Origin of the sequence: Lewinella sp. (assembly GCF_050633125.1) — a bacterium.
In the GTDB taxonomy this organism is placed as follows: Bacteria; Bacteroidota; Bacteroidia; order Chitinophagales; family Saprospiraceae; genus Lewinella.
In genome coordinates, this window is sequence record NZ_JBOEFX010000025.1 from 40,914 (window position 1) to 56,835 (window position 15,922).

Sequence of the window (15,922 nt, forward strand, 5' to 3'; positions counted from 1 at the left end):
CCTAGAAAAAGCAACAGCCATCCATCAACCATCAACCATCAACCCTTAACACCTTCCAGCTCCGCGTCCCATGCTCCGTTGTAACCTGTAAGCAATAGATGCCTGCGGGATACTTGCTCATGGCTATCGGGTTCAGTTTTTGGTAAGGTTTTAGCTGTTCTTGCCAGCATACTTGTCCCATACTGTTCATTAATATCCAGGTTTGTGAACTGCCGTTTTGTTGGTGCATTACTTGAAGGTTGCCGCGTACAGGGTTAGGATATATTTGAGTGCCCGCAAATGCGTCAGGGCTATTAGTATTCGTGAGCACATCAATGGAATAGGTCACCAGGCTGTCACAGCCATTCATGGCAACATAGCCGATGGTGATGCTGGTATCGTTGGTGATCAAAATATCCTGAAAATACTCACCCACAGGGATTTCCAGATCAACAGAGAAGGCTGTTTCCGAAACATTGAAATGCACAAAATGTATACTGTCGTACTCGACGAAAGAGACGAAAATCTCCACGCTGGTATCTTGCAAAATAGGCAGGCCATAATACAGCTCACCTGCACACCAATCCAGCCGCTCGCTACTCGCTACAACCGGTTTGCGGATGGTATGATCAACTGTGTTGGTGACTATAGGATCATTGAAGTCAAAGTAAATATGTGCTGTGTTTTCAATGGTTTCACCGGGCAAAATACTCGTTTTGGGGGCGATCGAAAACGCCACGAAACCGTGCGACCCTGGCTCGTTGGTCGTACTGTCAGGCAGCAAAATATCAGCGAAAGTAAAGGCCAAGGCCCCCTCCGGTGTAAGCTCCCAGGTAAATGGGTGAGAGGCTCCTTTAACGTCAATGCTGCTCAAATCCAATGCCTCAGAGAGCGTATCTGCGATAACCACTTCGTAAGCGACATCATTACCCGTATTCTGAAACTGAATCATATAATTCAGCGTCCAGTCTTTGTCGATCAAATGTTCTGGCCCCACCCCGGCCGGCAAAGCAGTCTTGATATTAGGGTCGTAAGAATTAACAGCCGGGGCGCAAAAAACACCATAGAAAGGGTCGCCGTCATTCATCGGAAGCTGCATCACGAAGCTGCCGTCCGATGTGCTGTTGCAATTCGCTACCACTGCCGATACTTCGTTGTACACCGGGTGGCCGGGCGTTTGGTCGGCCTCCAGTCTCAGGCCTTCTCCCTGCACTTCGTATTGTAGCACCTGGGAAGCACCCGCAGGCAACTGGTAATCATCAACCTCCAGCATCAGAATGATGTCGTCGATCACAATCTCTACCCGTAGCTGGGCAGGGGCCGACATGCCGCCTGCGCCAATGTTCTCCAGCTGGAAATAAATGCTATCGTTCTCACAGTAGCCACTGGCCGTGATCAAAGAACCGTCCCACAATGGGTCGGGTGCGCAGAGTTCATCTGAAAGAAGCGCAACTTCCACACACGGAAAATCGCCGATCTCTACCCCTTCACAAGCCAGAAAGACATCTATGGTAAATTGGCCACACTCAAATAGATCAAGCGTCTCCAAATCGAAATAGAGTACGCCGTTCGCATCCTCCGTGTAAGGCACAGAAGCAGTGTCTATCGTCAATACAGGGTCCAGCGTCACGGTGAAGATCACGTCTTCGGCAGGCAGTGCGCCGTTGTTACAATAGTCAACCGTGATCGTTCGCGTCTGGCAAACCCGTAGCGGTGGGATCGTCACATCCCAGTCTATAAACGGACAGTCACCTTGCGGCTGCATGAAGAAATCGGTAGTCGTCGAATCTCCAAGTGTTGTCACTTGCAAAAGCGTATCTGTAAAGCAAGAAGTCCAAAAAACAGAAGGAGAAATCGCATTTAGCGTGTAATCCCCCAGGAGTACAGGCAGCCAGTAGTAACCTTGGCTATCCGTAGAGACCGCGTAATTAAAGGTAGCACTGCTCACTTCCACCAGCCAATTGGCAATGCCTTCTTCCCCGTTGGTTTCGCTACAGCTTAGGTCGGTATCTGCAACCACTCTTCCTACCAGGCTTTTGTGTGGTGTATCCGCAAAACAGTTTTGCAAAAGGTCTTCAATCTCATTGCACCCGTCGGCGTTTCCAGAGAGGATAACGTTGCCGCCGGTCACGATATAATCACAAATATTTTCTTGCCCACAAACGGCCAATAGTGGGTTATCAAGGAGTTCTATCCGGTCGATTCCCGTAAAGTCGATGTTTTCTGTCCCTTGCAAGCTGGTCAGCGCATCATTGCCATCCAGTTGTAAGTAGCTACCGATGGTGGTCAGGTTACTGAGGGCAGAAAGGTCTGCCAGTGAAAAATTCCTGATCCATAGATAACCGCCTACGGTGGTCAGCGACTCCAATCCAGCCAGCGATTCCAGGTTTTGATTGCTAAGGAGTGAAAAATACCCTCCTATGCTTTCCAGGGATCCGAAGCCAGTAAGATCAGTCAACTGAGAGTGGTTCCAAATTTCCACGCCCCCACCAATCGTTGTCAGGTTATCTAATCCCGATAGGCTGGTAAGGCCGTTGTTGCCATGTATTCTCAGCGATCCAGGTAGGTTCGTCAGGCCTTCCAGTCCATTCAGGTTAGTTAAGTTGTCGTTGTTGTAAATGTAAAGAAGACCGGTAATATTACTCAAGTTATTGAGCCCGGAAAGGCTAGTCAACGAAAGGTTGTATTCCAAAATAAAATAGGCGCCAATACTGGTGAGGTTGTCCAGCCCGACCATGCTTGTCAGATCACCATTCGCCGTGATTTCCAATTGGTCGTTAATGACAGTGATACCTTCCAGACCATTCAAGGTCACCAATTCGGCATTTTTGTCAATAATGACATGGCCACCAATCGTCGTAAGTTGTTCGATACCGCTCAGGCTCAATAACCCATCATTGTCTTTGATCTCAAAATCTGTCCCTACGCTACCAAGTGAGGAGAGCCCCTCTAGGTTAGTCAAGGCATCATTCTGAAGAATCAGTAACCTTGTCCCTATCGAGGCGAGGTTGTCTAGGCCATTAAAAGACGCTAGGTTTTCATTACCCGATATGGTAAACAGGTAATTAACCTCCGTGAGCCCTTCCAGTCCGGTGAAATCAACGAGCGCCGGATTCGAAACAGCAGCTAGGCTACCAACGGTGTTTAGGTTTTCTAGGCCTTCCAGGTTGAGGAGCTGCTCATTGCTTACGATGTTGAGTAATCCCCCTATCGATTCAAGTGAGGAATTGGTAAACAAGCGTTCAACGAGTGATAATTGGCTGACCGTAAAGTTCCCTCCAATGCTGCTAATCCCCGCGATGTCATCAAGGTTTTGCAACTGGGGCAGGATCGTTAGCTGGACGTCTCCTGTGATGGAGGTGAAATTCTCTAAGCCCTCCAACGAAGTCAATGCAGCATTGTAAATGATAATGCTTCCTCCCAGGCTGGTAAAAGATGACAATTGGGCTATGCTTGCTAAAGCAGGATTATCACTAAGCTCCAGGTCGGTACCAATAGCACTGAGGTTTTCCAAACCCGCCAGATTTTGCAAAACGGGGTTGGTGTATAATCTGAATTTTCCCCCAACGCTGGTCAAGCTTTCCATGCCAGCAAGGCTGTTTAGCTGCTGCTGGTCAGCAATGTTTACGTCGCCTCCAACGAGGCCCAGGCTGTTGAGTCCATCAACAGAGGTGAGTGCTAAGTTGGAAATCAAGCGCAGGTCACCACCAATCAAAGTCAGATTTTCTAGCCCCGTAAGGTCTACCAAGCTTTCATTATCGTACAGCGACAGGTTGTTGTAGATTGCCGTCAAATTATCCAACCCGGATAAACTCGTGAGGCTCGTCGTCGCATCAATAAATACGTATCCGGCTACTTCGGTAAGCTGGCTCAGTCCGGCCAAACTGGTAATGTCTCCGGGAATAGTCTCTCTGATCTTAAGGTCATATTGCAAACTGGTACAGCCAGGGTAGGTAGCCGCAAAGTCATCAATTTCTTGCTGACTCGTCAAGACAATATCTCCCATAGGGCAAGTTTGCGCCAACAATTGCAAGCCTCCAATAACAACCAGTAAACACAAGATCAGCACCTTTTTCATCGCCATTGTTTTTTAAAAACTTTTCCAACACTACAAAAGTGCCTCTTCTTATCGGGTTTCAAAAGAACATTATTTTTGTTTAATACAGATTTTGTAAAATTTAATTACCTGTAAAACAGCGTATAAGCTATATTTGAGTACGAATTAATTGAATGTTTGAATTCCGATTTGATAATTGGATAAAATGAGTGCCTAATGAATAATTACCGGGGTGCATCCACTTGATCATCAGCTGTTAAAAACCTCTGCGGGCTCTACGTCTCTGCGCGATTACCTCGTCTTGTACCTTCTCTATACGGGGCCTCCCTCCCTAACGGTCGGGCGCTACGTTTCGTAGTTCGCTATTCGCTCAGCCCTTACGGGCCTGGCCCTGTAGGCCAGCTACTGCACATCGCTAGGCCAAATAATCAATAAAGTATGAAACTCTTCCAAGTCCTTCACCAGCTCAATTCCCGCGAGCAAACCCAGTTTCGCCATTTCGTCGATTCTCCGTTATTCAACAAGCGCGAGGATTTAAAACAGCTGTTGGGCCATTGGCTAGACAGAAAAGGGCGCGCAGCCCCAGCCGAAGACCACTGGCAGGCCTTGTTCCCCGATCAGCCGTTCTCGCGAACCCAATGGAACCTGCTGGCCTCTCGTCTGTTCAAGCTGCTCGAAGAGTTTCTGGCGCTCCAGCAAATCCGTAAAGACGAAGCCCAAACCAAGTTTCACCTCGCCAAAGCCTACCGCAAACTTCAGCAAGAGAAATACTTTGCCGAAGCCATCCGAGATGCAGGCTTGGCCCTCGAAAAGCAGGATTTTCGTGACACGGCCTACCTCCAAAATCGGCACGACTTCTCCTTCGAGCGCTACGATTATATCCTCAGCAGCAACCGCAAAGCCAAAACCAACCTGCAAGAAGTCAGCAACGAACTCGACGCCTACTTTCTGGCCGCCAAACTCCGACAGGCCTGCAACGCCCTCTCTCGGCAGACCATCAACCCCGAGCAATACGCCATTGGCCTTTTGCCCGAGGTCTTGGCTTATGTCGAGAGCCATCCTACTTATTTGCAGGTGCCAGCCATCGCCATCTATTATTACTGCTATCGCGCCATCAATGCCAAAGAGGAAGAAACCTATTTCAGCCGATTTCGGGAAGCCATTGAAAGTTACCAGCAATATTTTCCACCTTATGAGATGCGCGACCTGTATACCTTCGTCATCAATGTCTACATCCGCAAACTCAACACCGGAGCTAAAATCTACGCAGAGGAGGCCTTTGCCCTCTACCGCCTAAGCTTGGCACAAGGCTACCTTCTCGACGATGGTGTACTGCTGGAAAGCACTTATGTCAACATTGTTGTCTTGGCCGCGATACTGGGTGATTACCCATGGGCTGTCGGCTTCGTAAAGGAGTACAAACCCTCGTTGAAGCCCGAATTCCGGGTGCCGCTCTATCATTTCTGCCTGGGGAGAATCTACTACGAGCAAGGCGAGCAGGAAGAAAGTCTCCGGCAGCTAGTGCTAGTAGACACCAAAGCGTCTTTTATTTACCTGGGCGCTCGCGTGCTACAACTCAAGATTTACTACGAGTTGGGGGAATACAACCCGCTGGAAAGTCTGCTGGAAAGCCTCCGTGTTTACCTACAACGTAGCAAAGACCTGGGATACCGCAAGGCTCATTACCATCACCTGCTGGCTTTTACCCGCCAACTACTTCAACTCCCCGCGATGGACAAAGCAGCCCGCACCGCCTTCCGTCAGCGCATCGAAGATGCGGAAGTTTTTGGCGAAAAGGAGTGGTTTTTGCGGCAGGTAGGGTAGCTTCTTCAAGGAACCAAAAAAGAAAGCTTGTTGTTCCTGGCTTTGGATACAGCTCTCTTAGAGCTGTTTAGGTATTAGAATGATAAATCATGATTAGAGAATTTAAAAAGGAACATAAATGGTTAAGTAATTTTGCACCCTGCGAGATTCATTTCAATGGAATGCTATTTGCTTCCGTTGAACACGCCTACATGAGCGCTAAATCCAATGACATGGAATGGAAAAAATTCTGTGCGGACTCGAATAATTCTGCGGGCACCGTAAAGAAGAAAAGTAAGGAAATTGAACTTAGGGAGGATTGGCAATCGGTCAAAGTGGAGGTGATGGGCCAGTTGTTAGAGGTGAAATTTTCGCAAGAACCCTACCGAGGATTACTACTAGAAACCGGCGACAGTTTCATTCAAGAGGGCAATTGGTGGGGTGATACCTTCTGGGGCGTAGATCTAAAAACGAATACCGGTGAAAACACTTTAGGCCTATTGATAATGGCTATTCGGGAGGAATTGGAGGAGGAGGAATCGAGAAAAAATCTGCCGCAAATAATGGTTAAAAGGGTGATAAGCTTCTTTCGTCGCTTGCTGCGGTTGGGCTAGGGCAAATTCATGAATTTGCCCTAGCTTTAATCCAAAACCCGCGTACCGACGTAGGAGGGAAGCTCAGCGCAGGGACGAGCACAGCCAGGGATGGCAGCATCCCCCTTGTGGGGTGCGAACAGCCCGGCCCCGCCGTCAGGCCGGGGGGATGCAAAATAAATATACTGCTGATTGGTAACGCAGCCTGCTTTTGGGGTATAAAGGGATAAACCTTAAAACCCAAAAACCATGGCTAAGAAACCTGTAGTTAAGGACGACTCCTGCGTGGAGTTGCCCGAAGGATTAATCGCGTTGGCGTATAACCGAGATGGTCACCTGCTGGCTCGCACCCACCCCAAAGGCGATAAGCTTTATTTCAACTTGGAACCCGAAGAACTGCGGTATGCGCGGGTCTTTGTGATGCCGGAACCGCCCAAAGGGCTGGAACCCAAAAGTTTGGCCGCCGCAGAGCGCCTACAAGCTTATGAACCCACCATTCGGCTGGGTAAGAAGAATGAAATCGATATTTCTCGTGTTCCCGATCAGCTGGTTCAGCGCTGGTGGTGGTACCGCTGCTGTACGCAGGGCCGCGTGACCAAGCGCTTCTTGATTGACGGCAGCTGGCAAGATATGCCCCTGTGCAATGCCCTCGTGCATATATGTGAGGTAGACCCTTTCCTGCGATTGGTGCCTCTGGTACCTGATCATATTCTGGATCGTTTTCGCGATATCCTCCTGGAACGCATCCCTATTCCAATTCCGTACCCGATTATTGATCCCCCACTTTTCGAAGAGCAACCTTTGCCACTGCCTCCGCGCCCGTTTGCACGGTTGGCTTCGCAAGAACTTAGGTCCATCGGCGGGCAGCCTATTCAGCAGCAAGCGGCTAGTTTGGCAACCATTAACCTGCCTCAGGAGGTACGCCTACAACTGAACAATGCCAGTGCCGAGCAGATGCGCAAGCTCATCGTAGACCAACGGGCGGTATTCATGCCTTACCTGTGCTTGTGGCCCATGTTCTGGCCCTGGTTCTATCGTTGCGACGAGATTACAACTGTGCGTACCGACTTTAATGGCCGCTTTGAGGCTTGCTTCTGGCAGCAGATTTTTGAAGAAAAAGCCGACCTCTACTTCTGGGTGGAGTACGAAATTCACGGCGAACTCACCACTGTATACAAGCCGCCGATCCCCTGCTATACGCATTGGAATTACGAATGTGGCAAAGAGGTAAACATCCGCGTTACCGATCCACGCGTACCGATGGGCTGCTTCGAGCCACTGGCAGGCGAAGTCGCCTGGGTGAAAACCATCGGCTGGGGCGCACAAGTGAGCCACATTGAGCAGCAGTTGGCAGCCAGTATCTCCCAGCAGGGAAGGACTTTCCGTACGGCGGGCCTGACCCGTTACGCTACCAGTGGCCTGGGATATGGATTAGCGAACAAGCATGTACGTCCATTTGCGAGCAACCTGGCCTTGGTGGTGCAGTTTGGCAGCGGCTTTCCTAGTGGCAACGTCACTCATTACCGGTGGTCGTACCGCAAGACGCACAACGATAAACTCATCAGTGCCTCGGTTTCCGACCAGCAATGGGCACCACTGGATACCCGTACGATGAGCAAAGCTTATACCATAGAGGTAACCAGCGGCGTGATTACGACTTTCCAGACGCAACACTTCCCGATGGGGCCGTTTCCTATTGGTAGTGAACATGGGTACAAGATACCACCCGTGTCACCAAAAGGAGCCGATGTGGCCAACAACCCAACGGCAGAATGGAACCAGAATACGGTGACTATGATCGTAGATACCACCTCGCTGAAGGGCGACGGCCTCTACGAGTTCAAGCTGGAGTTTTTCAACGCAGCGGGCGTACGCCAGAATGTAGCCGACACCGTGAATCAAATCTCGAACCCGGCAAATATCGGGGAGTCGCAGCCTGCCAATAGTGCTTATCTGTTATCCGCTGGAGAGGACAGCTTCCGGCCCTTCCGCATGAAAGTGCGGGTTGATAACCAAAAAAGTACCGCAACGATCTACAATGTAGAAGTGGACGGGCGAGCTTCGTCTACCGAGTGTGGTTTTGTGAAATACAACGACAAAGCCAGCTCTGATGTCAACTTCCGGATTAGGGCGAGCCACCCCAATGATTTTGCCACCTTTAGTTTCAATGTGGCACGGGGCAACAGCAGCGACCCACTGGTCAGCGCTGATACTGGCGGAATGGTGATTGGTTCGACCAGCAACTACACCCTGGGGGCAGACGACATTTACCGCAACAAAGTCAAGGTAGCTACCCTGCTAGGTACTTGCCCAGACAAGGCCGCTTTCGCGGAACACCTCCATGTAGATGGTTTACATACCAACGGCACCTCGATCCTGAATAGCTTTGATGCTTCGGATTTGGCAGCATTTGCGCTGGAGCCGGTATAGTTTGTTAAACGTTTTTTACCACATAGTCACATCATTTTTTGAAAATTCATGTGGCTATGTGGTATAAACCTTTGGTGTTTATGTAGTTAATAGTTTAAGGATTAACGTAATTTAGTTGAGAGATATCAGCTGAAGGCATCGCTGAAAACTAAGAGCTACGTTATGAAAATACCTACCCTACTACTTTTACTGATAAGTTTTAGCCTTCTGTTTAGGAATAGCCTGAGCGGACAGACCAGCTATCGTGATAGCTTGTTACAGGAGTTGACTACCGAGCCAGATGCAGAAACCCGGATTCGGCTAAAGCTGAGCCTGGCCCGTGAATACGATATGCGCGATACCTCGCTACGGATTGCCAATGAGATTATGGCCGAATCCAAAGCCATTGGATTCCTGAAAGGGGAGGCTTTCGCCCATGAAATCCGGAGTTATGCGTTTTACAATATGGACCGAATGGCGGAGTCTTTGATAGAGGATAGTATGCATATTTTAGTTCAGCAGCAGCTCGGGAATACGTTTGCGGTAGGAGCGATTCACCATGCAATGGGGGCGACCTATTCGGTTATGCGCAAGCTGGATCTGGCAATTGTACACTTGCTAAAGGCAGTGGAAGTGCTAGAGGCAGAAGAAAACTATGAGTGGCTGGCACGTGTGTACAATGACCTTGGGGAAGCATTTGACCTAAGTGAGCAGCCTGAACAAGCCCTTTTCTACTTGCGAAAAGGTTTGGCTTTGCGCAAGCAACATATAGACCCCTCAGAATGGCATTATGCCTATACTGATCTGGGGAATTTTTTTTCTACTAATGATCAATTAGACAGTGCCTTGTTTTACCACCATTTGGCACTGGAAAGCGCACAGTTGGGAGAGGATGCTGGAAGTGCTGCAATTGCTTATCAAAATACGGGCAATGCCCTGTTGATTGCCGGAAAAAATGAAGAAGCAATTCCTTATTTGCTAAAGGCCAATAAATATTTTGAAGACACAGACCGCATACAGTACCTCGCTCCGAATTACAATGCGATAGGAGAAACCTACCTTAACCTAGGGCGTTATGACGAAGCCATTGATTACCTCAACCGTAGCCTGGAAATGACGCGCGAAAATGGGCCATTGAACCTGGCCCAGGATGCTCATGGAATATTGGCTAGGCTCTACGCACAGCGAGGAGATTACCAGCAGGCTTACGTTCATTTGCAGCAGCAAAAAGTACTGCAAGACAGCCTGCTACAAGAGCAAAACCTGGAGGTCATTGCCGGGCTGGAGCGGAAGTATCAAAATGAACAACAAAAGACCCAGTTGGCCGAACAGGCCTTGGAATTGAATCGGCAAAATCGGTTGCGGAACTACACCTTGCTAGGTGCCGCTCTTTTCGCGTTGGTACTGATGAGCGTTTTTCAGTTCGTCCGTAACCGGCAGAGAAGCCGTGTCCGCGAGGCTGCCTTGGAGGTTCAGCTAGAACGTGCTGAAGCCGATAAATTGAGAAGCCTGGATCAACTTAAATCTACCTTCTTTGCGAATATCAGCCACGAATTTCGCACGCCGCTGACCCTCATTTTAGGCCCTGTGCAGCAAGCTCTTGAAGGAATTAATAGACGACTTGATGCGCAAGTGCCGGAAGAAGTGACGATGAAGACCCGTTACCTGCAATTGATCGAACGAAGTACGCAACGTCTTTTGTTGTTGGTAAACCAGCTGCTGGATTTATCACGAATTGATGGCGGCCAGGTGCAGCTTCATTTGCAAAAGGGGGATTTGTTGCCGCTGCTGCGGGCGCTGGTTTATTCTTTTGAAAGCCTGGCCGAACGGCAGCATATTGATTATGAAATAAGCTTCCCTGAACAGCTGCCACAAGCAGTTTTTGATCGCGATAAATGGGAGAAGATATTGGTCAATCTGCTTTCCAATGCCTTTAAGTTTACGCCGGAAGGTGGGCGGGTTACTTTTAAGGCGGAAGCCAAAGCAGAGGGCCTGCAAATGCTCGTTGCTGATTCTGGCCCAGGGATAAAAGCCGCAGACCTGGATCGCATTTTCGACCGTTTCTACCAGATAGAAGGTACCGAAGCACGCGGTACCGGTATTGGTTTGGCGCTGGTGCAGGAGCTGGTGACGATGCTGGATGGGAAGATAGAAGTAAAGAGCGAAGAAGGAAAGGGGACGACCTTCCTATTGCTGTTGCCTTTCTTGCCGGAGCATTTTCCGCAATTGGATACAGCGGCACTGGAGGAAGATTTGGCAGAGGCTGTTCCTTTGGCGCTTCCTGGTTTCCCGTCGCCAGCCACCAGTGGTGCTATCGCTGTAGGTGTAAACGATGAAGTACCGACGGTTTTGATCGTAGAGGACAATGTTGACCTAAGGAACTATATCGCCGAACAACTGGGACGTAATTACCACATCATCACCGCAGAAAATGGGCAAGTAGGCCTTGATCTGGCCATCGAAAACACCCCTGACCTGATTGTGAGCGATGTGATGATGCCCAAAATGGATGGTTTTGAACTGTGCCAAGCTTTGAAATCTGACGAGCGAACCAGTCACATTCCCGTTATTCTCCTCACTGCCAAGGCGGGCCAAGACCATAAGCTGGCTGGCCTGGAAACCGGTGCTGACGAGTACCTGACCAAGCCTTTTGATGGAAGAGAGCTACAGCTGCGAGTGCAGAACCTTATCCGACAGCGGGCACAACTCCGCGAGCGCTATGGGCGTACCATGGTATTGCAACCCGCTGAAATAGCAGTTACCTCTGCGGATGAGCAATTCCTTCAAAAAGTCCAAGCTGCCATTGAAGCGAATCTCGATAATGAGCAGTTTTCGGTAGAAGACCTAGCGGCTGCGGTAGCCTTCAGTCGTAGCCAACTGCACCGCAAATTGAAAGCCCTTACGGACCAATCGCCAACGGTGATCATCCGTGATTTTCGTCTCCAAAGGGCGAAAAGTCTTTTGGAACAAGGAGCAGGCAGCGTCTCAGAAATTGCTCTGGCGGTAGGCTTTGGTAACCTCTCTTATTTTTCCAAATCCTTTAAGACCGCTTTCGGGGTCTTGCCGAGTGATGTGGGGTCGTAGGGTTCTGGTGCTTCCTTGTCTATTCCTGTTTTCTTCCGTAAGGAAAGGAAAAAACCTCCGTGTCTCCGTGCCTCCGTGGCAGAAAAATAGCTGATAATAAACGTTTTACCCCGTTTTGCGACAAATGAGTCAAGATTTGCGACGAGACTGTTAGCGGTAGCCTTGGTGCTGCCCCCATCTTTGTGGTGTTCTTTTTTATTAACCTAAAATCACTTTGTCATGAAGAACATCATTGTTTTTACGCTCGTCTTTTGCACTTCTCTTTTTACTGGTTTATCCGCACAGCAGAGCGATCCCGCAGTAGCGACGGTCCAAGAGGCTATTACGACCTTCTTTGCCTACGATGCCGTCGGTTATGGAAATTACTTTGCGGAAGATGGCGAACTGATTAATCCGATGGGAATGCGGATGCAGGGCCGGCCAGCGATGATTCAATCACATATAGGCTATTTCAAAAGCCTGGAAGGACAAACGGGGCACGCTTCTTTTTCAGCAGAAAAGGTACAGTACCTCAGTCCTACCATTGCCGCAGTAACCTTGAATGTTGATGCGAACAGTACCAATGCTGCCGGAGAGGAAGTAAGTGCTATTAAAGGTGTAGTGATGGCGATTCTTAAAATGGATGGAAACAACCGCTGGGTAATCCACGGTTTTCAGGTAACCCCTGTAGTTTCCTTTGCACCACCCACCGAAGGGTAATTTCTTTATCCAAACGCAATCATTATGTCTAAGTTATTCAAAATTCTATTGTGGATGTTGGGTGGGGTGGCGGTGCTTATAGCCCTGGCTGCAACCTACAATTCTCTGGCTCCACTTCCTGTTTATGAGGTTCGGTTGCCTGAAAATGTAACGATTCCTTATGGCGATTCTCTTGCTCTGGCGCAAGGTGCTCGCATCGTATCCATGAATTGTGTGATTTGCCATCGCAATCAGGACGGAAATTTGGCGGGGCGCCCCTTACCTGAGAAGGACTTTGGGGATGTCTATGTGGCCAATCTTACGAACCATCCCGAGGCTGGCTTGGGGCGTTATACCGACGAAGAATTGGTTCATCTTATCCGAACCGGTATTAAACCCGATGGGTCTCAGTTGTTGCCGTTTATGACGCCGTATTTTAAAATGTCAGATGAAGATCTGTACAGTGTAATTGCTTACCTGAGGTCGGATGCGCCCTTGGTGCAACCCGTAGAAAAGTACTGGCCCGACAACAAGTTGAACTTTCTGGCGAAAGCACTGACGAGGATGGTCTTTAAGCCTGGGCCGATGCCCGAAGGCCCGGTGCCTTCTCCTCCTTTGGATGACTTGGTCACGCGTGGGAAATACCTTGCGGATGCGGTATTCAATTGCTACCAGTGTCACTCGGCTTCTTTTGAAACGAATAATGATCATGAGCCTTCGCTCTCAGAGGGTTATTATGGTGGTGGCAACCCGGTAGGAGGTGTGGCTGGCCCCTTAACCATCTCTGCCAACCTGACCATGCACCCGGAGTATGGCTTGGGCGAGTGGACCCTGGATGATTTTGGCAAAGCTATCCGACAGGCCCGCCGGCCCGATGGGCGGATGCTCTCGTCAACAATGCCGCCTTTTACATCTCTTACCGATGATGAGGTTGCAGCGATTTGGGCTTACTTGAAAACGGTCCCCATTCAGGACAATAACGCTCCGTCAGGGCTGGTACAGCAATAATTATGTGCGAATAGTTTAGCTGAAAAGCAAACATGAGTCATCCCGAATTTTGGCTAAGGCCAAAATCCAGCCTGACTTTAACTTAGAAAGAGTCATTAAATAGCTGAAAAGATTGATTTATCTGACTTTTGTAGAAAACCCCATGATTTCACTAATAGAAATCGTGGGGTTTCTTCTTTAACTATAGGTTTTGCGGTTGGTCAGCACGGATTTTGATGACCATCAAAATTCGGGATGACTCATGTTTTTTTAAAAAAATAACAGGCACTAGGCTATCTTCATTCTAGGAAATGAGACCGTAAGTATTGTGTGAAAAAATAAACTGAGCCGTCATTAAGAGCATGAAAACAAAAGGCGATTTATTTTCTGCGCAATACCAAGAAAGCTTAACGATTCTGAAAAGATGAAAAAATTATTTTTTGTTGGAACCCTTTTGGTATTATTTACATGTTGTGAACATTGGCATACTATTGAGATTAGAAATGAACTTGATTGTTACGTTGATATAGCCATGTTAATGGAAGAAACTGATGAGTGGAGAGGATTGAAGGATACCATAATTGAATGTATTGTCTATAATGATTGCGGCTTCACGATTTTTAAAAGTGATGATAAAAGTGAAACCTGTAGCTTTAACTACTGTGATTCACTCAAGATTGGACTTGATAATGAATTCCTGTTCAAGATCCCCCCATCCTACTCTCTAAAATATACTGGAGATATGAACGAAGGTCCACTTGACATTTTAAGTAGGATATCTGAAATAGATGCATCTTATTCAGATGGAACTATATCTGCGAAGAATAATGGTGTAATTCAATTGTTTTCAGTTAATGAATATTCTTATTCTTCAATGAGAAAAGTTTGGATTTTGAAATGGTGACAAGAGCTTGTTTTTGTATTATTCCGAACTAGAATTTGCTGCTATGAAAAAGTACATGTTGTTGTTTCTGTGTGTGGGGTGTCTTTTTGGTTTTTTAAATAGCCAGAGCGATATTCAAATCATCGATCAGCTAGATCTCGCTGTGGTTCCAGAGGGGAAGGTCAGTAAATACTATCTCCATTTGGTGGATAATGGATTGGGCCAACCAGTGTACGTGCCCATTATGGTGGCGAAAGGTAGGGCAGAAGGGCCTGTGCTGGGATTGACCGCCGCGATCCACGGCAATGAATTGAATGGTATTCCGATCATTCAGGAGGTATTCAAGCAGATAGATTTAGACAACTTGCGCGGCACGGTCGTTGGCGTCCCCGGCCTCAATGTGGTCAGTTTGAACCTGGACAGCCGCCGCTTTATTGATGATGAAGACCTCAATCGCAATTTTCCAGGTAAAGAGAATGGTAACCGCAGCCAACAATACGCTTTTCGAATCTTTGATAAGATTGTCCGGCATTTTGATTACCAAATTGATATGCACACGGCTAGTTTTGGCCGAATTAACAGCATGTATGTCCGCGCAGATATGGCAGATGAGACCTTGGCACAGATGGCCGTTTTGCAGTATGCGGATATTATTCTCGATAATAAAGGCATCCCATCAGCTGGTGCTGGCGCTGGTAGCCCTCGTACCTTACGCGCCGAAGCTGTACTGAATGGTATTCCGACCATTACGGTAGAATACGGAGACCCTCAAGTGTACCAGCCGGAAATGACATGGCGAGGAGTGGATGGCATTTTAAACACTTTAGCATGGTTGGAGATGATGTCTTCACCAGCGAAAGACGAGCCAGATGCGGCCATTGTGTGTAAGAAATCCTATTGGATTTATACAACACAAGGAGGCTTACTAGATATTCCCGTGGAATTAAAGCAGCGAGTAGAAAAAGGGGAGGTAATCGGTGTTCTGAAGAATGCTTTTGGGGATGTAATCGAGACCTACTTGGCCCCCGAGGCAGGTGTTGTGATTGGCAAAAGTACCAATCCGGTAAACATGACCGGCGGGCGGATCATTCATTTGGGGATATTGCGATGAGTTGGGCGTCGCCAGTTGGCGAAAGGAGTAGAACCCGCCTGACTAGTCGGACAGGAGATTTCTGGTAGCCCGAAGGGATCACTATGTGGGATCATTATGACAGAGGATAGAGATGAAAAAAACGAAGGCTCCTTGTAGTTTCCAGACTATCCCGACCAGCGTATGTGCAATGCTGGTCGGGAGACCAGCGGGATATAGCATGTTAGTCTGGGGACTAACAGGAGCGTTTATTTGAAAAATCGTCACGCCAATTTATCAGCAGATTGGACACCCTAGGGGATAGGGTAGGGCGTCCAAATCTGTGCGGACCGAATAGGGGAGCGCGGCGCAGCGGAGCG

At 48.4% G+C, this 15,922-nt stretch carries 9 protein-coding genes; 8 read left to right on the forward strand and 1 reads right to left on the reverse strand.

All coding sequences use genetic code 11. The annotated features are described in order from the left end of the window. Positions 1 to 31: 31 nt before the first annotated feature. Positions 32 to 4,057 (reverse strand): DUF7619 domain-containing protein, encoded by a 4,026-nt coding sequence (locus tag ACRBG0_RS07475; protein WP_431486284.1) that lies wholly within the window; start codon positions 4,055 to 4,057, stop codon positions 32 to 34. 417 nt (positions 4,058 to 4,474) lie between these two features. On the opposite strand from ACRBG0_RS07475, the gene ACRBG0_RS07480 reads away from it, so the two are divergent. The 8 genes from ACRBG0_RS07480 to ACRBG0_RS07515 all read left to right on the forward strand — a co-directional run bounded on the left by ACRBG0_RS07480 (position 4,475) and on the right by ACRBG0_RS07515 (position 15,584). Continuing rightward, positions 4,475 to 5,860: a hypothetical protein gene (locus tag ACRBG0_RS07480; RefSeq protein ID WP_431486285.1), complete on the forward strand. Its 1,386-nt coding sequence runs from the start codon at positions 4,475 to 4,477 to the stop codon at positions 5,858 to 5,860. Positions 5,861 to 5,949: 89 nt separating this feature from the next. Further along, positions 5,950 to 6,453 (forward strand): NADAR family protein, encoded by a 504-nt coding sequence (locus tag ACRBG0_RS07485; protein WP_431486286.1) that lies wholly within the window; start codon positions 5,950 to 5,952, stop codon positions 6,451 to 6,453. 228 nt (positions 6,454 to 6,681) lie between these two features. Beyond that, positions 6,682 to 8,862 carry a hypothetical protein gene (locus ACRBG0_RS07490; protein WP_431486287.1) on the forward strand — a complete coding sequence of 727 codons (2,181 nt, stop codon included), beginning with the start codon at positions 6,682 to 6,684 and terminating at the stop codon, positions 8,860 to 8,862. Positions 8,863 to 9,024: 162 nt separating this feature from the next. Further along, entirely contained in the window at positions 9,025 to 11,925 is a 2,901-nt protein-coding gene (locus tag ACRBG0_RS07495) for a response regulator (RefSeq protein WP_431486288.1), read from the forward strand. Between the two features lie 219 nt (positions 11,926 to 12,144). Continuing rightward, on the forward strand, positions 12,145 to 12,624 hold the full coding sequence (locus tag ACRBG0_RS07500; RefSeq protein ID WP_431486289.1) for a YybH family protein: 480 nt from the start codon (positions 12,145 to 12,147) through the stop codon (positions 12,622 to 12,624). 24 nt (positions 12,625 to 12,648) lie between these two features. Continuing rightward, positions 12,649 to 13,611: a c-type cytochrome gene (locus tag ACRBG0_RS07505; protein WP_431486290.1), complete on the forward strand. Its 963-nt coding sequence runs from the start codon at positions 12,649 to 12,651 to the stop codon at positions 13,609 to 13,611. 403 nt (positions 13,612 to 14,014) lie between these two features. Then, the gene (locus tag ACRBG0_RS07510) at positions 14,015 to 14,494 is read left to right on the forward strand and encodes a hypothetical protein (protein ID WP_431486291.1); all 480 of its coding nucleotides are present in this window, start codon (positions 14,015 to 14,017) and stop codon (positions 14,492 to 14,494) included. Between the two features lie 43 nt (positions 14,495 to 14,537). Beyond that, the gene (locus tag ACRBG0_RS07515; protein ID WP_431486292.1) at positions 14,538 to 15,584 is read left to right on the forward strand and encodes a succinylglutamate desuccinylase/aspartoacylase family protein; all 1,047 of its coding nucleotides are present in this window, start codon (positions 14,538 to 14,540) and stop codon (positions 15,582 to 15,584) included. Positions 15,585 to 15,922 lie beyond the last annotated feature (338 nt).